Source organism: Arthrobacter pityocampae (assembly GCF_002927275.1).
Lineage (GTDB): Bacteria > Actinomycetota > Actinomycetes > Actinomycetales > Micrococcaceae > Arthrobacter_D > Arthrobacter_D pityocampae.
On sequence record NZ_PRKW01000005.1, the window covers coordinates 22,079 to 40,093 of the forward strand.

The 18,015-nt window shown below is 64.2% G+C and carries 21 protein-coding genes; 14 read left to right on the forward strand and 7 right to left on the reverse strand.

Going from position 1 to position 18,015, the window contains the following annotated elements:
- Nucleotides 1-217: 217 nt before the first annotated feature.
- Both C4K88_RS11535 and C4K88_RS11540 read left to right on the forward strand, forming a co-directional pair.
- On the forward strand, nt 218-841 hold the full coding sequence (locus C4K88_RS11535; RefSeq protein WP_104121791.1) for a hypothetical protein: 624 nt from the start codon (nt 218-220) through the stop codon (nt 839-841).
- Between the two features lie 168 nt (nt 842-1,009).
- On the forward strand, nt 1,010-1,912 hold the full coding sequence (locus C4K88_RS11540; RefSeq protein WP_104121792.1) for a DUF2382 domain-containing protein: 903 nt from the start codon (nt 1,010-1,012) through the stop codon (nt 1,910-1,912).
- Between the two features lie 277 nt (nt 1,913-2,189).
- Here C4K88_RS11540 and C4K88_RS11545 read toward each other — a convergent pair whose 3' ends face one another.
- Nucleotides 2,190-2,885 carry a response regulator gene (locus tag C4K88_RS11545; RefSeq protein WP_104121793.1) on the reverse strand — a complete coding sequence of 232 codons (696 nt, stop codon included), beginning with the start codon at nt 2,883-2,885 and terminating at the stop codon, nt 2,190-2,192.
- Between the two features lie 303 nt (nt 2,886-3,188).
- Entirely contained in the window at nt 3,189-3,365 is a 177-nt protein-coding gene (locus C4K88_RS11550; protein WP_104121794.1) for a CsbD family protein, read from the reverse strand.
- 774 nt (nt 3,366-4,139) lie between these two features.
- Between C4K88_RS11550 and C4K88_RS17400 the strand changes: the two genes are divergently transcribed.
- Nucleotides 4,140-4,289 carry a hypothetical protein gene (locus tag C4K88_RS17400; RefSeq protein ID WP_167399037.1) on the forward strand — a complete coding sequence of 50 codons (150 nt, stop codon included), beginning with the start codon at nt 4,140-4,142 and terminating at the stop codon, nt 4,287-4,289.
- A gap of 107 nt (nt 4,290-4,396) precedes the next feature.
- On the opposite strand, the gene C4K88_RS11555 is transcribed toward C4K88_RS17400, so the two are convergent.
- Complete coding sequence (locus tag C4K88_RS11555) at nt 4,397-5,149, reverse strand: GAF and ANTAR domain-containing protein (RefSeq protein WP_241521880.1); 753 nt, start codon at nt 5,147-5,149, stop codon at nt 4,397-4,399.
- A gap of 340 nt (nt 5,150-5,489) precedes the next feature.
- Here C4K88_RS11555 and C4K88_RS11560 point away from each other — a divergent pair, with 340 nt between their 5' ends.
- The 8 genes from C4K88_RS11560 (at nt 5,490) to C4K88_RS11590 (ending at nt 11,868) form a co-directional block, all read left to right on the forward strand.
- The gene (locus C4K88_RS11560) at nt 5,490-6,422 is read left to right on the forward strand and encodes a GAF and ANTAR domain-containing protein (RefSeq protein WP_104121795.1); all 933 of its coding nucleotides are present in this window, start codon (nt 5,490-5,492) and stop codon (nt 6,420-6,422) included.
- A gap of 172 nt (nt 6,423-6,594) precedes the next feature.
- Entirely contained in the window at nt 6,595-7,446 is an 852-nt protein-coding gene (locus C4K88_RS11565; protein WP_104121796.1) for a universal stress protein, read from the forward strand.
- A 452-nt stretch (nt 7,447-7,898) separates the two neighbouring features.
- Nucleotides 7,899-8,318: a MarR family winged helix-turn-helix transcriptional regulator gene (locus C4K88_RS11570; protein ID WP_167399038.1), complete on the forward strand. Its 420-nt coding sequence runs from the start codon at nt 7,899-7,901 to the stop codon at nt 8,316-8,318.
- Nucleotides 8,319-8,506: 188 nt separating this feature from the next.
- Nucleotides 8,507-8,770, forward strand: coding sequence for a hypothetical protein (locus tag C4K88_RS17550; RefSeq protein ID WP_104121798.1), 264 nt, complete (start codon nt 8,507-8,509; stop codon nt 8,768-8,770).
- A 621-nt stretch (nt 8,771-9,391) separates the two neighbouring features.
- Entirely contained in the window at nt 9,392-9,772 is a 381-nt protein-coding gene (locus C4K88_RS11580; RefSeq protein WP_104121799.1) for a PadR family transcriptional regulator, read from the forward strand.
- On the forward strand, nt 9,769-10,485 hold the full coding sequence (locus C4K88_RS11585; protein WP_104121800.1) for a hypothetical protein: 717 nt from the start codon (nt 9,769-9,771) through the stop codon (nt 10,483-10,485). The genes C4K88_RS11580 and C4K88_RS11585 overlap by 4 nt, the downstream gene beginning before the upstream one ends.
- Before the next feature lie 273 nt (nt 10,486-10,758).
- Nucleotides 10,759-11,145: a hypothetical protein gene (locus C4K88_RS17150; protein ID WP_146065678.1), complete on the forward strand. Its 387-nt coding sequence runs from the start codon at nt 10,759-10,761 to the stop codon at nt 11,143-11,145.
- A gap of 390 nt (nt 11,146-11,535) precedes the next feature.
- Complete coding sequence (locus C4K88_RS11590) at nt 11,536-11,868, forward strand: hypothetical protein (protein WP_146065679.1); 333 nt, start codon at nt 11,536-11,538, stop codon at nt 11,866-11,868.
- A 384-nt stretch (nt 11,869-12,252) separates the two neighbouring features.
- Here C4K88_RS11590 and C4K88_RS11595 read toward each other — a convergent pair whose 3' ends face one another.
- On the reverse strand, nt 12,253-13,194 hold the full coding sequence (locus tag C4K88_RS11595; RefSeq protein WP_146065680.1) for a tyrosine-type recombinase/integrase: 942 nt from the start codon (nt 13,192-13,194) through the stop codon (nt 12,253-12,255).
- 230 nt (nt 13,195-13,424) lie between these two features.
- Complete coding sequence (locus C4K88_RS11600; RefSeq protein WP_104121803.1) at nt 13,425-13,841, reverse strand: DUF1003 domain-containing protein; 417 nt, start codon at nt 13,839-13,841, stop codon at nt 13,425-13,427.
- 346 nt (nt 13,842-14,187) lie between these two features.
- On the opposite strand from C4K88_RS11600, the gene C4K88_RS11605 reads away from it, so the two are divergent.
- Complete coding sequence (locus tag C4K88_RS11605) at nt 14,188-14,535, forward strand: histone-like nucleoid-structuring protein Lsr2 (RefSeq protein WP_104121804.1); 348 nt, start codon at nt 14,188-14,190, stop codon at nt 14,533-14,535.
- A 266-nt stretch (nt 14,536-14,801) separates the two neighbouring features.
- Here the strand turns inward: C4K88_RS11605 and C4K88_RS11610 are convergent, their stop codons facing one another.
- Nucleotides 14,802-15,341: a helicase associated domain-containing protein gene (locus tag C4K88_RS11610; RefSeq protein WP_146065681.1), complete on the reverse strand. Its 540-nt coding sequence runs from the start codon at nt 15,339-15,341 to the stop codon at nt 14,802-14,804.
- Nucleotides 15,342-15,817: 476 nt separating this feature from the next.
- On the opposite strand from C4K88_RS11610, the gene C4K88_RS11615 reads away from it, so the two are divergent.
- Nucleotides 15,818-16,072 (forward strand): hypothetical protein, encoded by a 255-nt coding sequence (locus tag C4K88_RS11615; RefSeq protein ID WP_104121806.1) that lies wholly within the window; start codon nt 15,818-15,820, stop codon nt 16,070-16,072.
- 165 nt (nt 16,073-16,237) lie between these two features.
- Entirely contained in the window at nt 16,238-16,441 is a 204-nt protein-coding gene (locus tag C4K88_RS11620) for a hypothetical protein (protein ID WP_104121807.1), read from the forward strand.
- A gap of 307 nt (nt 16,442-16,748) precedes the next feature.
- Here the strand turns inward: C4K88_RS11620 and C4K88_RS11625 are convergent, their stop codons facing one another.
- Nucleotides 16,749-17,984, reverse strand: coding sequence for a glycerophosphodiester phosphodiesterase family protein (locus C4K88_RS11625; RefSeq protein ID WP_104121808.1), 1,236 nt, complete (start codon nt 17,982-17,984; stop codon nt 16,749-16,751).
- Between the last annotated feature and the right edge of the window lie 31 nt (nt 17,985-18,015).

The following is an 18,015-nucleotide window of genomic DNA, read 5'->3' on the forward strand; positions in this document are numbered from 1 at the left end:
GGCTTAGTATCAGTATGCTTAGGTCTTGTACGTGGAGGCATCGCCTTTGCGAAGGAGTTATGAAGAGGCTCTTTCACCGCCCAAATTCGGGCGAACCATCAACTAGGCGCTGCCGTGGCCTTCCCCTGTCAATCCTTCGACGCCTTATCGGAGGCGCACCCCGGAGAAGGCTCCCACGAAACAGTACGGGTATGACTGAGATGAAAGAAGGTCTGACATGGCAGAGAACAACGCGTCCGGGGCGAGTACTCCCAAGAGCCGCAGGAACGACGTCGTCGCTGCGGAGAAGGAACGCTTCGGCGGCATCAAATGGGGCTCGGCGTTCTTCGGCTGGCTCACCGCCATCGGACTGACCGTCCTGCTCAGCGCCCTCGCCACCGCAATCGGCGCCGGCGTCGGAGCCGCGAACACCACCGGCGCATCCGATGCGGCTAACCAGGCCACCGAGAACGCCGAAACCATCGGGATCGTCAGCGGGATCGTCCTGGCGATCGTCCTGTTCGTCGCTTACTACTGCGGCGGATACGTGGCAGGCCGCATGGCGCGCTTCGATGGTGTGAAGCAGGGCGTCGCCGTGTGGCTGTGGGGCATCATGATCGCGATCATCGTGGCGATCCTTGGCGCTATCGCAGGGGATCAGTTCAACGTCCTTTCCAGCATCGGCGGCGCGCCGCAGATCCCGGTCGATGGCAGCCTGTTGACTGCCAGTGGACTCATCGCCCTCGCGATCGCCGTCCTCGTACCCCTGATCGGGGCGATCACCGGCGGTAAGGCCGGTATGCACTTCCACCGCAAGGTCGACCAGGTCGGCATCGACCACCAGTCAGGCCTGACCAACTAGCCTTCACCGGCACAGCCCCCAGCCCCAGCGCCCCGAAGCCCCGGACGACGCAGTAGGCGACATCACGGTCGACCTGCGGGTGTCGGCTGGCTGCCACCACGGCGTCACCAAGATTTCCACCTCACATACGGCCGGGTACTTCGCCCGACCTACGACAAAAGGACTTCCATGCTCACGCAGAACGACATCGACAGCATCCTCTCCGGCCACGTCCTCGACAGCAATGGCACGAAGGTCGGCTCCGTCGGCCAGGTCTACCTGGACGACCAGACCGGTGATCCGAGCTGGGTCACCGTCAAGACCGGCTTGTTCGGCACCTCCGAGTCCTTCGCGCCCCTGCAGGGCGCGGTTGTCAACGGTGAGGACGTGACCGTCGCCTACTCCAAGGAACAGGTCAAGGACGCACCCCGCGTGGAATCGGACGGCCAGATCAGCCCCGAGGAAGAGGACCGCCTCTACCGCCACTACGGACTCTCCGGTCATGGCAATCACTCGGATCGCACTGAGACCACCGGCACCACCGGCGACACCGACACGAACACCACGGGTAGGACCACGGGAACGACGGCGGGGACGACCGGGTTCGAGCCCGGTTTCCAGGCCGGCGACGAGGGTCACGACCGCTCTGGCACCGTGGGCCACGACACCTCAGGGCCCACGACCGACGACGCGATGACCCGCTCCGAGGAGCAGCTCCGCGTCGGCACCGAACGCCGCGAAGCCGGCAAGGCCCGGCTGCGCAAGTACGTCGTCACCGAGAACGTCACCACGACCGTACCGGTCACGCACGAAGAGGTCCGCATCGAGCGCGAGCCCATCACCAACGCCAACCGTGGCGATGCCTACGACGGTCCCGCGATCAGCGAAGAGGAACACGAAGTCGTCCTCCACGCCGAGCGCCCCGTCGTGGAGAAGGAAGCTGTGCCGGTCGAGCGCGTCCGCCTCGACAAGGAAACCGTCACCGATCAGGAGACCGTCACCGACGAGGTCCGCAAGGAAGAAATCGAGATCATCGACGGCAGCACCGACGGAAGGACCACCGATGGGACCGATACCACCAGCCGGCGCTAGATAGCCGTTGCAGGTGTAAGCGAATGACGGCCGCAGAGCCGGCTGTACCGAAGGGCGCTGCACACGCAGCGCCCTTCGGCGTCATCACCACTGCCAGAGAACATCACCATCCAGTCCTCCTTCGCCGCTGGTCGTGAACTGCAGCCCTGGCGGGACAGGTACCAAACCGCCCAATGCGTTTGTCCTGCAGGGCGAAGGGTGGCAGAGGGGAGCCCCTTGCGGGCATCAGATTCTCAACGGTGATGCTAGGCCAAGGTGCTGCCGTGAGCGAGCGGAGCTACATACATTTCGCGCCGGCCGACGACGGGGTTCCTGGAATGGACGACCGGTGAAAGGGTTCTAGGTGAAGGATTCTATGAGTCGTCGAGGGTGGCCAGGACGGAGGACACCAGACGGGCGACGACGGGGTCGGGCAGGCCCAGCTCGCGCCGATCTCCCGGTTCGACATCCCCGCAATGATGCCGGAAGCGACCTGCCCCTCCACCGGGGTGAACAACGCGGGCCGGTCGGAGAGCATCCACGAGAGCCGTTCACGGGCCCGGTTGATCGTGCCCGGCGCCAGCAGGGTCTCACCGACCGCCGCGCGCCGAACCCCACGGATCAGCCGGTCGTTCCCGACTTCCTTGAGCAGATACCCGCACGCCCCCGCCAGGATGGTGCTGCGTACTGCGGCCTCGTCATCGAAGCTCGTCAGCATCACACACCGGATGCCGGGGTCGATGGAACGGATCGTCCGGCACACCTCGGGACCCGTCCCGTCGGCGAGGCGGTGATCGAGGATGACCACGTCGGGTCGCAGATGCGCGACCTCCCGGCTCGCCTCGACCGCGGACCCGCTGCCGCCCACCACCTCGCATCCCTGGTCCTCCAGCAGATCGCTGAGTCCCTGTCGCACGAGTTCATGCTCTTCGCCGATGAAGACCCGCACCCGCCGGGAAGGACGACCCGTCGCGTCGGTTCCCAGCGAATTCATCAGGACGCCCCTCAGATCTAAGCCTCCGCGGCCCACTCCCTGCGAACCGCGCCGCCCATCGAGAGGCCACTCCGCCCATCCTGCCGCAACGCGCCCCGCCGGCGGCAGAGACCAACGCCCCCACAACACCCCTAGACACCACGAAAACCTTGGTCCACCCGTCCAGGACCACTCGCCGGGCTCTAGGTCAGCAGCGACCTTTCAGTCACGCCGCACCATTCAAAGAACGACAGAGGGGAGTGCCCCTTTGTGAAGGAGCACTCCCCTCGGGTCACGTCCTGACCGGAGGCGTGGCTGATCGGATCAGTCTTTCTTGAAGACATCCTTGATCTTCTCGCCGGCCTGCTTCAGGTCGCCCTTGGCCTGGTCACCCTGGCCCTCGGCCTTCAGGCTCTCGTCGCCGGTTGCGTGCCCGGCGGCTTCCTTGCCCTGTCCGCCGAGCTTCTGGGCGGCATTGCTGATCTTGTCGTCGAGTCCCATGAGCGTTCTCCTTCTGGTTGTCGTCCCTGATGGTGCGGCCGGAATCCGACCGACTTTCTCAAGCCTAGGTGTACTGTCTGGACGGGCACTGAACACCGCGGAACTCGCCGCCCTGTGGTACGAGAATGGCGCAGACCACTCAAGTTCACTTCTTCGGTCACGGCCAGCCATCGATCCAGTATCGGAATCATTTCAACGACGCTGCAGGGGAAAGAGACAGTAACCGTATCGTTAGCGTTCGAACGGTGTACGAGCAACAGCCCCTCGGAGGATCACTGGGGCGGCTTGAACACCTCCGCGGCCACACTTCCCGCTCGGATGAGCATTCATCCGGCACGAAGGCCCTTCTAGGCGACACACGGACGGTGACATGATCGGCCCTGTCATAGTCATGAGGACGACCAAGGCAGCACAGGTACCTCCTACGCGGCCGCTTCAGCTGCACACGCGGTGGAATTCACAGGAGTGCTGAGTGTTTCCCTCAGAGAGCCGGCTTCTTGACTAGGTGAGGGGAACCCATCACCATTTTTTCGTTCCGGCAATGTCGTTGACTGAATCTCACATACCGCGTCCAGCGACAGCCAAGTGCTCCCAGTGTGCGCCGTGCTTCTTCGAATCGCACCATCCATCCCGTCTTCTGGCCACATCCGCCTGATTCAGACCTCAACCGTCAGCCCCGAGAAGAATTGGAACCGGCCCACTTACTCGACCGCCAAGGCCCGTAAGGGGCCTTCGCCCCACCACGTGAGAAGGACGGGGCGTAGGCTGCGACGCATGACTACCTACGCTGAAGGTAACCCGATCCGGCTCCCACTCACGGAATTCTCCGAGCAGTGGGAAATCGATGCCATGGAAGCCGCTGCGGCTCTCAAACCCACTGAGATGTATGAGCATGAGGTGCCGGCAAACGAGCCCTCCGACTGACCCGCGATCGCTAGGAGAACAGGCGCGCGGACGTCATGAGCCTAATTGGTCGGACGGTCCAGTAGTGAGGGGGAGCCGGGAAGCTGCGACAGAATGTGTGGGCGCAGCTAACGGGAGATCTCACCGGTGAGGACAAGGTGTTCAGCCACGTCGCGGAGCTTCTTGTTGGTCTCCGAGCTGGAGCGGTCCAGGATCGTGAAGGCTTGGTCGGCGGTGATCTTGTACCGCTCGATGAGGATGCCTTTAGCCTGCCCGATGAGGTCTCGGGTCGCGAGGGCTTCGCCGAGCTGCTCCACTTTCATGGCTTCAGCGAATGCCACTGCGGCGTGCGCTGCTACCAGCAGACCGATATGAACGGACTCACGGGAGAAAGCGCCGGCGTGACTGGCGTAGAGGTTCAATGCGCCCAGGTTGTCGCCCTCGACCCATAACTGGAAGCACAGCATGCTGCCCGCACCGGCCTCAGCGGCACGGGTGGCGAAGTCCGGCCACCTTGTTTCGCTGGCCAGGTCGGGCACGTGCACTGTCTGATGCATGAACATTGCGTCCAGGCACGGCCCCTGCCCGGTATCACCCTGTAGCGCGTCCAGCCGTTCTGCCAACTTACTCGACGGGGCACGGGAGCCGATGTTCTTCCGGTCATGCACAACGCTGATAGAGCCCTCATCAACCCCTGGGATCAGATCGATCGCACCACGAACCATCGTCGCCAGGATCCGCTCCGGGTCCTCTTCGTGCTGCAGAGACCGGGCAAGAAAGCCCAGCTGGGCTGCCAGGACGTCCCGCCCCTCAATCAACCCGCCGATCGTCTCACCGATCAGGGCATCCTCCTGGGGCCCCTCCCCTGTCTTGTCGCTCATAGCAATCAATCTCTCCTATCTGGCCCGGCTCGAGCGCACAGCACGGTGAGCGCCTTCTCAATGGATATCCATGCACCTGTCAGAACAGGCATGAAGACCCTTACTGATGCATCCGAAGGAAGTACGAAGTGCGTTTGGATGCTGAGCTCCTCATGCCATCTTGCCTCCATGAAGGAGAAGCAGCTCGAAGACGGGTGTTCTTGACGTGAGGTGGCAGGGCTTTATGGGCGTAGTGTCAGGGTGTCGTTCAGCAGCGGGCGGTGCAGATATTCTCCGCTGCGCCGTCCGGGCTTCCCGACGCGATCGGTGGTGAACCTATCTACCGACAAGGAACCCCCTCATGGCCACACACTCGCGCGCACCCGCAGACAAATCCGTTGATGCGTCCGTGTCCCGGACAGTACCGGATCCATCCTCGACGATGGACGCGTCCTTCGCCGCTGCGGCAGTTCCCGATGGTGGTCCGGATGCCGTGGACCGGGGTGTTGCAGCTGTTGCACAAACCCTCGTGCTTGATAGCGAGGCCGTCCACAATCTCCTGGACCAGCTGGCACATCTCATCGCCGATCAACTGTCCACCACGAATCGAACAGTGTTGTGCGGCATCACCCTGATCCGGGCCCGGACAACCATCACCGTCGCCAGCAGCAGCGTCCACGCCAAAGCCATGGACGAAGTGCAGTACTCCTTCGGCGACGGGCCGTGCCTCGACGCCGCCCGTAACCACCGCACCAACTACGTCCCAGACGCCGCGAACACCACCGCAGAGGACGGGAGATGGTTGGAGTTTCGGGCCGTCATGGCAGAGCGCGGGCTGCACTCCATCCTGGCAGTGCCTATTCCTCTCGATCCGGCTGGGCCCAGCAGCTGCGCCATCAACCTGTACGCCGACACAACACGCGCTTTCGCTGCCGCCGACATAGAAACCACGCAGCATCTCGCACGGGAAGCCGCCGACACCGTGCGCATCGCCGCGCATATCGCTCAGCTCACCGATACAGCACAAGACTTGCGAGCAGCTATGGACTCCCGCACCGCCATTGACCTCGCCGCGGGCATCATCATGGCCCAGAACCGGTGTAGTCAGGAAGCTGCCGTGACCATTCTCAAAGCCGCATCAGGCGCCCGCAACATCAAACTCCGCAACCTCGCCACAGCGATCATCGCGTCGATCACCACAGAGCACCCCACCACTCACTTCGACACCTCATCAACGACAGGGCCACCCCAGCATCAGCCATCCCAGGCACCCCGAGTACCCCATGAGCAATGAGTGGGTCTTTACATCCTCTCGTCTCACCAGGCGAAGGATCATTTATCAGGGGGCAGGACGAAAACACCAGTAGCAGTAGCGACCAGACACCGGCTCTACTACAAGTTCTCCGGCGACGCGGTATGCGAAACTTCGCTAAAGCGCTGCAGCTACCCGACGTAGGAGTACCCACATGAACACCAGCACTTCACCCAAACCGGTCATCGTCGGATACGACGGCTCCGACGGATCCCAGCGAGCAGTGCGCTGGGCGGCCCAGCATGCCTCAGTAACCGGACTACCTCTCCTCGTTGCCCACTGCACAACATGGCCGCTTTTCACCGACGACCTCGGCCCGGTCGAGGGCATCAAGGACAGCGGTCTGCAGAACGCAGCTGAAAGGACTGTTTCTGAAGGCGTTGAGCTCGCAGCACAGGTTGCGCCCGACCTCAAAATCACACAGCGCCTCCTCACCGGCTTCCCGGCCGACGTGCTGACCAAGCTGTCAGCAGATGCGTCGTTGCTCGTGACGGGAACGCGCGGTCTGGGCGGTTTCGCCGGATTGCTCGTAGGGTCCGTCAGCTTGCACCTAACAGCTAGTGCGTCCTGCCCGATAGCGGTCGTGCGCGAAGATCAGCCCGCCGAAGGCAGTGTTCTGGTCGCCGTCGATGGATCACCCGAAAGCGACCGCGCGGTGCTGATAGCTGCGGGTTTGGCAGAGGCCCTGAACCAGTCCCTCCACCTTCTCCACATACTCCCTTACCGCCGGCACCCGGCGGACGTCGCCGCCAATGTTGCCGCCGACTCCGAACGCGACCCCGTCATCCAGCAATCCCGGAACTTGTTGCCGACCGACACAAAGCTCACCATCGCCGAGGAGGCCACGACGGCCACATCGACACCGGGGGCGATCATCGAACGAGCCCGTACCGCGTCCTGCGTCGTGCTCGGAGCGAAAGGCCGCAACACCCTTGGAGCCAGACTCGGGTCCACAGTCCACGCCGTCCTGCACCACACCACTTCAAACGTCATCGTCGTGCGCTAGCCCCCCCTTCTCTTGGTGACAAATCCCCGACGCTTGTCCCTGATGATCTCCCGTGGGCGGATGGAGACTGAAGAGCGAAGCTCGAAACCGTCCACCTGTAGGTGAACTTCACCGTTCCGAACATTGCTGCAACGTACCGACCCTTGCAAGGGTCGGTACGTTACAGCTAACTCGTGGCCGCAGCGCGTTAAGAGAAACACCGCTGAATTCATAGTCCCGCGCAAGAAGTTGGGTCGCGACCTCTGACGTGTCCGGCAACAACATCCGCTCGACCGGGCCGCTACACCACGGTATTGAGCCCTGCCAATCTCGTTTCGCAGGTTCTCGTTTCGCAGGTTCTCGTTTCGCAGGTTCTCGTTTTGCAGGTTCTCGTTTTGCGGGATCTCCTGGTGGGGGTCGTTGCTGCTCCGGGGCAGGGGCTACGCTGGGGTCAGGGGAGATAGAAGGTGTACGTGAATACAGCACACTGGACGACCAGTCGCTTGTTGAGTACGGCCGCCCGCTTGAACGAGCACCACCAGAACCAGCAGCTGCTCGACCTGAACGTCACCCACGCGAGTGCGATCACGTTGAAGGCCTTGTCCGATAGCGGCCCCATCAGCCAGGCGAGCCTCGCCGCCCTGATGCAGGTTCAGTCACAAACCATGGGCAAGATCCTCGAGAAACTCGAGCTCAAAGGACTGGTGTCACGGTCCCGAAACACCTCGGATGCGCGGTCGATACGCACCCGTGTCACGGCCCGAGGCCAGACACTCCTGGACAGCATCGAACAGATGCGCCGAACCGCAGCAGAATCAGCGATGCTGCAGGATGAGATCCTCCGGAGCCAACTGATCGCCATCATCACCCGGCTCACGCCCTCGACCGCCTGACTAGGACCGTCTGACAGGGCGCCGTCTGACACGCGACCGCTACAGGTTCCCTCCGCACCCCGCTCCAGGTCTTGTCGGAGTGCGTCACCGGCCACGGCATGACGGATTGCCGCCCATCCCTCACCACAGGCGTCGCGCCGGCCTGCCCCGGCACACCCCAATACCTCGATCACAGGAATGAGATCCTCATGGAATTCCCGGACCAGAACGAGTACGAGCTCGTCTCGCAGCACAGTGGAATCGGTTCACTCGAAGACGTCAGAACTACTTTGGCCGAAGACGTTATCCAGTTCCTCGCATTCACCCCTGCGACAAGCATCGACCCCGTTGCCCCTCGATTGGGGCAGCCAGGCCACGCGTCGGGGCAACGCCAACTCCTCCTTCGCGCAGCGATCGTCGACCTCGAGGCGATGGACGAGCTCCTCCGCGCCGCCCGCAGCGCACACCACTAACCCGCCCCTCTCCCCACCCCCACCGCATCAGCCCACCGACCCCCCGAAGGATTCTCAGTCCTTGAGCATGCGCCTGAACCTGAGTTCCCATCGAGTAACGGGAGCCCACGGCAGCCTGGAGGCGGGCCCAACGCCCAGAGCATGATTCAAGGGCCCCGGTATTGATCGGTAGTTCGGGGTCGCAGGACGTCAAGCCACGCCGTCGGCAACTTCCTTCAGATTCCGCGCCGACCGACCCGACCAGTACAGATTCGTCACCACCAGGGTGCCCCCCCCCGCCCTCACATACTCCAGAACATCCTCCGGGGCCGGCCGCTTCGCCAGGGCCCCCCAGAGACGTGTTCGATGAAGACCTCCTCGCGCCCCGCGGCCTCCAGGACATCGGCCCGACCATCCAGACCCTGATCCGACGCGACACCCGCGCGTGCCCAACAACTGTCCCGTGTCCGAGAGCTACGTACCGTAATCGTGCCTAACGGTACGTAGTTCTCGGACACGACCCATGGAACACGACACACCGTTCTCGGCGCTCATGGCCGAGAGTGTCTCGTGGACGATCATTCACGAATCACTTGATCCGCAGGGCTTTACAGGCTAACTAGTTAGAGACACAATCTAGTCATGGATGTCTCCACCTCAGCTCCTCACGTCGCGGGAAGCGTCGACTGGCCCAGCGACTGGCTTCGGGCCACCCTGGGCTTCCTCTGCCTCCGCGCACTCTCCGCCGGTCCGTCCTACGGTTACGCGATCATCAGCGACCTGGAGAGCCACGGCTTCGGCACCATCAAGGGCGGAACCCTGTATCCGCTGCTCACCCGCTACGAGACAGCAGGATTGGTCACCACGGAATGGCGGGCCGGCGACGGCGGGCCCGGCCGCAAGTACTTCGCCCTCACCGAGACGGGCCGCACCGAACTCACACGCCTCAGCGCCGACTGGCTGCGCTTCACCGATGCCACGACCCGCTACCTCGACCGACCCACCATGGAGGGCCCAGCATGATCCAGCAGACCAGCGACAAAAAGTGGTTTGACCAGCTCGTCATGGAACTCCGGTTGCGCCAAGTCCACGGAAGCGCCATCGGCGACACCGTCGCCAGCGCCAAGGAACTCCTGCGCGATACCGGCCAACCGGCCGAAGAAGCATTCGGTCCCGCCCGCGACTACGCCGAAGCACTCGAGCTTCCCTCTGCACCCAAGCACGACTGGATCCGCACAGCGCTCTGGCCCGCAACGCTCGGCCTCCTGGCGTTCTTGCTGTTCAACCAGGCTGTTGTTCCCTGGACCCGGTCCGAACTCCTACTGGTATCCCCAGCACAACTGGCCTTCCTCGCCACACCGGTGGTGCTCATCGCCTTTCTGCCGCTCTACCTCGACGCCATCATCCGCCGGATCTGGGCCTGCGTCGGTCTCAGCGGTATCGGCGCACTGTCCGGACTCCTATCAGCCGTCGCTGCCCCTGAAAACCCTGCCGACGCATGGCTGGCCATCGAGCCGCTGCCCTGGCTGATCGCCAGCGCCCTGGTCATGGTGGCATTCTCGATCAGGAACACCATCCAGGCAGCCCGCACAACAGGCCACGATGACATCACCGACCCCAGCGCGGCGACCGCCGGTGGCACCGGGACCGGGATGAAAGTCTTCGTTCAGGTCACCAACTGGCTCTTCCCCATCCTCGCCCTCGCCATGCTCGGCCTCACGCTGGCACTGCGGTGACACTGGAATAACACTGTGCTGACTCTGCACTGCGACCTGCTGCTTCATGCCGCAACGTAAGCAGGGGAGCAGATGGCACGGACCCTTAAGGCCCGCCCACCCCGGCCCGAGGTGCACAACGGAGGCACGCCTAAGAGCGCCCGGACACCGGTCGCCGGGTCGTGTCACTCGCAACGGGAATGCATGAGGTGATGAATGATGGCGGGCTATGGACGTGATGAATCGGCGTCGACGTCCGCCTGCGCAATGAGATCGGCATGAAAAGCTGAGCCTATGACTTCCACCGTGATGCAAGCCGGGAAGCCGCCAGCGTCGGCGAGATTAGGAGTAGGCGCCAGGCGACTGGCGGTCATTGCCGCAATCGGTTCCCTGACGACTTCCGTGCTTATCGGGCTATTCCTTGGCCCACTCGAAGCACAAAGCGCTCAGGGCCTTTCAGAGCTTGAACAAGCCCTTCTCATCACCTGCTTCATCGGGCTGGGGTCTCAAGTGGTCTGGCTAGGACTCGGCCTATGGGCTCTCATTCAGGGCATCGTGGCCGTGACGGATCATCGAGGACGGCGCCACGGGCGGTGGGCGGTCTGGCTCGCCTTTACCACGCCCATCCTCTCCTTCGGGGTCTTCGTCGGCCTGACGCTGCTGACATCCCCATTGGGCTAGACAGTCAGAGCCGTCTGGCTATGTCCGCACACGGGTTTGCACAACGACACGCCGGCCTCACCATGAGTCCAATCAAGGGATCCTTTGATTGGATCGTCAACAAAGCGCACGGGTCCGTTCCGTGATGGTAGAACCCGTCCTCTTCATTGCACCCGAGCGCCGACGCTTCGCTTGGCTTCGAAGCCTGGTGTGCCGCACGAATGCGCGACGGTGTTGTGGCAGTAGGGATTTTCACCTTCGACGGCCCTTTGCAGCGATCGGTCTTTCGGGTGCCGACGAACCAATCACTCCCCGGGCGAATATTTTGTAGCTCCAATCCTTACGGTCTTGGGCCCATGAGCGTGTTCCGGTACTCGTGTATCGGGTATCTATAGGGTGGGCTGAGCATCCATGAATCTGGGGGGTCCGATGCCGTCGTACAGTGTTGCCGTTGAGAATGTCCGAGGTGTCGTCGCGCAGACGCGCGTGACGCTGTCGTTCCTGGAGGATCCGGGTGCGGCAGCGCAGCGGGCCTTTGACGGCGTCGAGCAGTCTCTGCTGAGCGTCCCGGACGTCGCCGCCGCGTTCACCGAGGCCGTCGACGGCGTGCTCATGCCGGATGTGCGATCCCTGAGTTTCGCGTGTGAGAACGTATCACGAACCCCGGTATCCAAGAACCCGTTCGTCGAGGGCTCGTCGGAGCGTTCAGGGTGGCAAAAGATTCTTCATAGCTCGGCACACTAATTCGATCCGACCACACTGTCGATATCCCGTCCCAATAGTCCCTTCCCTGGATAGGGCGCGGGTCGCTTATCCGCTACACCCATCACCACATTCACGCCGGCTGCATGCACGGCGTCCTGCGGTACTCACGCGCCCCCCCTGACCTGCCACTGGCCGGGCGACCAACGACCCAGAAGGCGCGGGACCGGGGACTTTGTCCCCTGTTTGGACCCTGTCCGGTACCGCCGATCCTCCTCTTTCTCACCACGCTGGGCTCGGCCTGCAGGATAGCCGTTAGCCGATGCTGACCGGCGGCGGGGCCGCCATGATCTTCACCGAGGGTGGACCCTGCCGCCCGTCACGGCCGCCGCGCCGGTGCCATCTTGGGCCTGGTCTCGATGGTTGTCAGGCCAGCGCGCGTGCCACGTCATAGCCGGCCGATTTCGCAAGGTCACGGTGCACCCCTTCCGCGCGCAGCGTGGTGCGCGCGCCAGTATCTCCCATCGAGTCCTGAAGGTCCTGCAGGGTAGTGCCCGCCTCCAACGCGATCGTTGCGAACGTGTGCCGGAGACTGTCAGGGCCAAGCTCTCCCTTGATACCTGCCGCGTGAGCCAACCGGTGCACCGTGCGCAGCGCCTCCAACGCCGCCCACCGCTGACCCGTGATCATGGTGAAGATCGGCTGTCCGGGGCCGGGGCCGGTCGCCGTCGCGGACTTTTGTCCGGTCGTGCCCAGATATGCATTCAGCGCCTTGACGGCGGGGGCCGGCACGGCCACCGTGCCGGGTGTCCCGCCCTTCCGCCGCACGGTCAGGATCCGGTGACCGCCGTCGTGCCCGTAGTCCGTGGTATCCGCGCTCAGCGCTTCATTCAGGCGCAGGCCAGTGAACAGGAGCACGCTCACCAATGCATCGGATCGGGGCCCATTGGCTCGCGCCACCCTCAGCAGCTCCCGTGCCTGGGCTCTGCTGAGGCCCCGCGTGCGAGCGTGAACCGCCATGCCGTTGGGACGCTCCACCAACTCGGCGGGGTTGGCGATAACCGCCCCGTACGACACCGCGTACCGGTAGAACCCCGACACTGCTGCGATGCACTGCGCCACGGGCGCCGACGCCACAATGGCCGGTGCCCCTGTCAGCTCGTGCCGCCACTGGTTCACCTGCACCCGCTGAACCCTGAACAAATCGAGCCCATGATCATCGAGCCACTCGCAAAACTGCCTGAGGCTGCGCCGGTGCGCCAGGATCGTCCGCTCCGATCCGGGAAGCGACAACTCCCACGCGCGAAGGATGTGCCCGTGACGAACCACGTTGTCAGTCGCACCGGACGAAGGCGTGGCGAAATACATGAGCACACGGTACCGGCATTATCGGGCGAATTCGGGGTTTCCCTGAATAAATCTCAGATCTGCAGCCCGAAGGGCTGAGCGGATGTCGGAAAAAGGGGGAAACTTGGTGCGACCACCCTCGGGATCTTTTTGTGCCCGGTTCGCACCCGCGAATGTGCGACCTCATTCGGGAGAGTTCCTTCGCTGACGGCGACGGGGCGGGGGCGGTGGACTCCTCCTGCCCTGGCATCTCAGCTGTCCTCTCGTTGTTCTTTGAGATGTTGCAGTTCACGGAGGATGTCCAACTGCTGACGGTTGATATCGATCAGCAGGTCAATCGCCGCCTTGGACTGAAGGTTGGTGTCGTAGTCATGCTGGGCCATGGCCGCGGCGATCGCGTCCTGGCGTTTGGCCGCGATGAGCAGAATCGCTCCCTGCAAACCGGCCAACATGGACAAGAAGAGGTTCAACAGGATGTAGGGGTATGGATCCCAGGCCTGAGCGGCTAACGCCCACGTGTTCACGGCGGCCCAGATCAGCATGAAACCGATGAAGCCTCCCACAAAGGGCCAGCTTCCCATCCCATTACGCATCAGATCCGCGGCCCGCTGTCCGCCGGTCAGGGACGCCTCGTGCTTGTCATGCCAGGTGCTCGACTCTCCAGTCATCCTCCACCCTAACCACCTCGGAAAAGGCGGTACGAGCCTGCTCCCCCTGCACCCGGCAGCGACATGCAACAAAACACCACACCCACCGGCGATCTCCCCAAATGCGGAGTCCTACCGACGCTTGTGAAGAACCCCGAATGGGCACCCCGTGAACACTCACATCGATTCCTGCGCGGTTCCGGCTGGCCTCTGGCGGGACTCCGATTGTCGCTCGCCCGATCGTGTCCGAGTAGTCATCAATGATTCTCAGGTAATTCAAAGATGTGCGTCATGGATTCATGGCGCGATACAGTCGATGCAGGGGGTCCCGCAATATCCGACAATAATTTCAGGAGTGACAGATACTATGGCACAGCGTGTACAGGTCGAACTCGTCGATGACCTCACCGGTGAAACCGCCCAGGAAACCGTTCGTTTCGGTGTGGACGGCACCGAGTACGAGATCGACCTGACCACCGAGAACGCCCAGAAACTCCGAACAACCCTCGCCGAATACGCGGACAAGGCCCGTAAGGCCAGCACCCGGCGCGGCCAGGGCAGCAAGTCCCCCGCCGCCACGGGGGCAGGCTCGGGCAAGGCCAAGCGTGAGGAAACGCAGCGGATCCGCCAGTGGGCGCAGGACAACGGGCACTCCACCAGCGCCCGCGGCCGGATCTCCCAGTCCATCGTCGACGCCTACAACCAAGCCCACTAACCCGTCTCCCCCCAGGGGTCAGGGCAGCACCCATCGCGAGTCGACGCCGGTCATGACTGTGGCACGGCGTAGCTCGCCGTAAGCGGAAGAGGCCGGTCGCCCCCAAGGGGCGGTCGGCCTCTTCGTCGTCCCTGACAGCTCTGGCGGTCAGCGGTGGTGTGACAGCCGCCTGCGCCAGACGATGACACTGTCGACCCGAACGGTCAGGGACCACCGGGTGCGCGTCCTTCACGCCGTTCCGGGGCCGTCTCCTGTTACCCGTGGGCTCAGCTCGTCGGTGTGCTCCATCCGGGCAGTACCCGGTCCAGGTGCTGGTGGCGGTCGTGGCGGAGTCGGCCGTTGCGGGCCCAGGTGCGTTGGCGGTGCAGCCGGGTCGCGAGGGCTTTCTCCTCCGGGCGGCGCTGCGGGGTGTAGACCGGGAACCGGCCCTTCTCGGCATGGAACTGCCGGACCTGCTCCGGGCGGGACGCCCAGAGGGCGTCGGGGTTGCCCCTGCGGGTGCCCCTCCACTCCCCCAACGCATCGAGGGCCTCGATCCTGTCCTGGGTGAGGTTCCCGGCGTCGTGCTGGCGTCGCTGGGCCTCTAGCCACCGGTACAGCCCCCGCGCCCGCACACTCTCGTTCTGCGCCGGCAGGGCACCCCCGCGCTCCCGCATGTGCGCGGCAACGTGCCGGTAGTGCTGCCACCACACCCGGTTCCTGTTCCGGGCGAACTTCTTCGCGGCGGCCCCGTCCCAGACTGGCTGGACGTGGACCAGCAGGCACCCATCGAGCCAGCCAGGGTTCCGGCGGATCTCCCGGTCCACGCCCGCCACACGCTCCGGACATCGACCCGGCACCACCGGGCAACCGCGCTACACCACTATCAGGGACTCAACTTGCCGCCGGCGTTCCGGACGGATCGGAGGCACCGGGGACCTACGCCCCTACCCTGGCCAACATAGCGGAGGCTTCACTGATGGTGTGACCGTCCGCAGGTCTAGCAGCAGGCACCGGGGGCCACCCAGCAGGGGCGGCAGGGCCACACGCCCTGCCACCCCGGCCCCGGCCCCACTCCCCCACCCGAGACACCACCCCCAGCACTTGACCCACCCGGTCACGGGCACCAGTGCCGGGCGTTCGCCCGCGCTCATGGCTCTTCCGAGGTTCAGTGACGCCGACGATGAAGCGGTGATGGCCGGCAAGGGGTGATGACCGGGAAGCGGTGTGCCCGGCGTTGTTGTTCATATGACTGTTACCTCCCTTACCTGCAGGGGACATGCCTGATGGCTATGGTCAGCCCATGACGATAGACATCGACCTGGACAAGGTCCACGCGCTGGCCCTTGCACCGGTGCAAAGTCCGCTACGGGAACGACAGATCCTGATGGTCCAGCAAGCTCTGCACAACGCCCACATTCCTACGCCTGAGGATCGCCATCACCTCCTCAGCACCTGCGCCGGCCGGCCCGTGACCTCGATCCGGGACCTGCACCAGGGCGATCTGGGGCCGGTTTTGGCGCACCTGCGGAAGCGAACCAGAGAACAGACACCCTGAATACACCAGTCACCCACTCCGCGATCACGCCCACCACGGACGTCCTGGTGACAGGCGGTACAACACGCGCGGCACCTCACACCGATCTGCTCGATGGCTCCCGAGGCGATTTACGGACGATCCGGTGACATCTTCGCCTCGAGGCCCGTCACGCCACATCGATCCATGTTCCGTGCCGCCCAACGCGAGGTCCAGGAGCATCTCCTCCCTGCCGAATACATCCTCGAGGTGGAAGTGTCGGGCGTCGACGCCCACGGAGTCCGCGACTACCGGGGGCACCGCGTCGATCTGAGCAACGGCGGATTCACTATCTACTGGCACCGAGCTACCATCGCCGAACACCGATCCATGCAGTCCTCCCCCACGTAATCGGTCACAGCCCCGGCTGCCACCAATTGCCCATTACCGGGACGCACTCGACACCGCCGGCAGCGAAAACCAGGCCGGGCCGTTACACCCACCAGCTCGAGAACCGGGCCATCGCCCCCACGCGGGAACCGAACGAGCCGACCCGAGAACCACTCGATCGCCGGGCCACACGAAACGCGTGAGCGGCTATGACCGCCCGGCAACCACGGACCGGCGCCCCGGCAAGACGACGGCGATCCGGGACAGAGACCGGTCCCAGATCGCCGTCGCACGGTGTCGGCCAAGCAGATCAGCCGAGGGTGCCGGGTCAGTTCGCGTAGACGTCCATCAGGCGCAACTCCGGCGTCCACAGGCCCAGCGAGTCGCCGGTGTTGTTGAGCACGGAGGCCGGCATCCCGTTGAAGTAGGCGGTCGGAGTGTTCGTCCCGGGGCCGGTGTGGACGCGCAGCTCACCACCGGGCTGCAGCACATAGCCCTCCCCGACGCGCAGGATGGTGTTCGCCGCATCCCGGAGGAAGTACCCGCTGACATCGACGGCCGAGCCGGAGACGTTGCGCAGGCTCACGTACTCACCGGCGTCCGGCAGGACGTCGTCGCCCGCCGGGTTGTTCACGGCCCCGCTGATCTCCACAGCCGTCCCCGGGAACACGGGGATCCCGCGCAGGTAGCGGCTGTTCTGGATCGGGAAGTCGGTGGTCACGACGTCCACACCGAGGTCCACGACGGACTGCACGGCTTCCGGCGAGTTCACGGTGTAGACGCCCATCACCAGGCCCGCGTCCTTGACCCGGGTGACATCGGCGGCGGTGAGGCCACGGTAGTTCGCGCCGACGGAATCCACGAACGTGGCCCACTCGGCCAGCACCTCGGATCCGGGGACCACACCCGTGAGCTGCTGCAGCTCGATATCAGGCGCCAGTGCGGCGAACGTGCGGTTGGAGGACTCGTCGAAGCCGAGCACCTGCACCTTGTCCGCGTCGACCAGCTTCCGCCAGGCGGGATCGGTGCTCAGTTCGGCGGCCACCAGTTCCTCGATGCCGGGTGAATTCACCGGCGACTTGATCTCGATGTAGACGCCGGTGTTGCGGGTGGCCACCCGAGTGGCGTCGTCGAGGTGCGGGATCTTTTCGCCGACGAAGCGCCCGTCGAAGTACGAGCCGACGTCGAGCTGCTGCAGCTCCGCCCACGTGAAGGACGTGATCGGGTCGCCGGCGCGATCCGGGAAGACGTCCTCCACATTGGTGGTCCGGGCGGGGGTGTTGTCGTGGAAGAGGAACGGGACACCGTCGGCGCTGAGCTGCACATCGATCTCGATGAACTCCGCACCGGAGGCCCGGCCGTCCTTGAAGGCCGCCACCGTGTTCTCCGGCGCCGTCCCCGCGGCGCCGCGATGCCCCACGAGGATCGGACCCGCTTGGGCGTCGCGGACCTCGGGCGCCTCGGTGTCGGCGCCGACCTGGACGGCGTGGGCGGGAACCGCGAGGAAGGAGAGCCCGACGGCGACAGCAGCAGCCGAGCGGATGGAATGGACGAAACGGGGCATGGATGGATCCCTTCGGGTGGAGGACACGCAA

Coding starts and splice junctions, on each gene's coding strand:
- C4K88_RS11585 (WP_104121800.1), top strand. CDS start 9,769: ATGATCCAGCAGACCAGCGACAAAAAGTGGTTTGACCAGCTCGTCATG.
- C4K88_RS11625 (WP_104121808.1), bottom strand. CDS start 17,984: ATGCCCCGTTTCGTCCATTCCATCCGCTCGGCTGCTGCTGTCGCCGTC.
- C4K88_RS11555 (WP_241521880.1), bottom strand. CDS start 5,149: ATGAGCGACAAGACAGGGGAGGGGCCCCAGGAGGATGCCCTGATCGGT.
- C4K88_RS11565 (WP_104121796.1), top strand. CDS start 6,595: ATGAACACCAGCACTTCACCCAAACCGGTCATCGTCGGATACGACGGC.
- C4K88_RS17400 (WP_167399037.1), top strand. CDS start 4,140: ATGACTACCTACGCTGAAGGTAACCCGATCCGGCTCCCACTCACGGAA.
- C4K88_RS11560 (WP_104121795.1), top strand. CDS start 5,490: ATGGCCACACACTCGCGCGCACCCGCAGACAAATCCGTTGATGCGTCC.
- C4K88_RS11590 (WP_146065679.1), top strand. CDS start 11,536: ATGAATCTGGGGGGTCCGATGCCGTCGTACAGTGTTGCCGTTGAGAAT.
- C4K88_RS17150 (WP_146065678.1), top strand. CDS start 10,759: ATGACTTCCACCGTGATGCAAGCCGGGAAGCCGCCAGCGTCGGCGAGA.
- C4K88_RS11550 (WP_104121794.1), bottom strand. CDS start 3,365: ATGGGACTCGACGACAAGATCAGCAATGCCGCCCAGAAGCTCGGCGGA.
- C4K88_RS11540 (WP_104121792.1), top strand. CDS start 1,010: ATGCTCACGCAGAACGACATCGACAGCATCCTCTCCGGCCACGTCCTC.
- C4K88_RS11605 (WP_104121804.1), top strand. CDS start 14,188: ATGGCACAGCGTGTACAGGTCGAACTCGTCGATGACCTCACCGGTGAA.
- C4K88_RS11545 (WP_104121793.1), bottom strand. CDS start 2,885: ATGAATTCGCTGGGAACCGACGCGACGGGTCGTCCTTCCCGGCGGGTG.
- C4K88_RS11600 (WP_104121803.1), bottom strand. CDS start 13,841: ATGACTGGAGAGTCGAGCACCTGGCATGACAAGCACGAGGCGTCCCTG.
- C4K88_RS11580 (WP_104121799.1), top strand. CDS start 9,392: ATGGATGTCTCCACCTCAGCTCCTCACGTCGCGGGAAGCGTCGACTGG.
- C4K88_RS11620 (WP_104121807.1), top strand. CDS start 16,238: ATGTTCCGTGCCGCCCAACGCGAGGTCCAGGAGCATCTCCTCCCTGCC.
- C4K88_RS11535 (WP_104121791.1), top strand. CDS start 218: ATGGCAGAGAACAACGCGTCCGGGGCGAGTACTCCCAAGAGCCGCAGG.
- C4K88_RS17550 (WP_104121798.1), top strand. CDS start 8,507: ATGGAATTCCCGGACCAGAACGAGTACGAGCTCGTCTCGCAGCACAGT.
- C4K88_RS11615 (WP_104121806.1), top strand. CDS start 15,818: ATGACGATAGACATCGACCTGGACAAGGTCCACGCGCTGGCCCTTGCA.
- C4K88_RS11595 (WP_146065680.1), bottom strand. CDS start 13,194: ATGTATTTCGCCACGCCTTCGTCCGGTGCGACTGACAACGTGGTTCGT.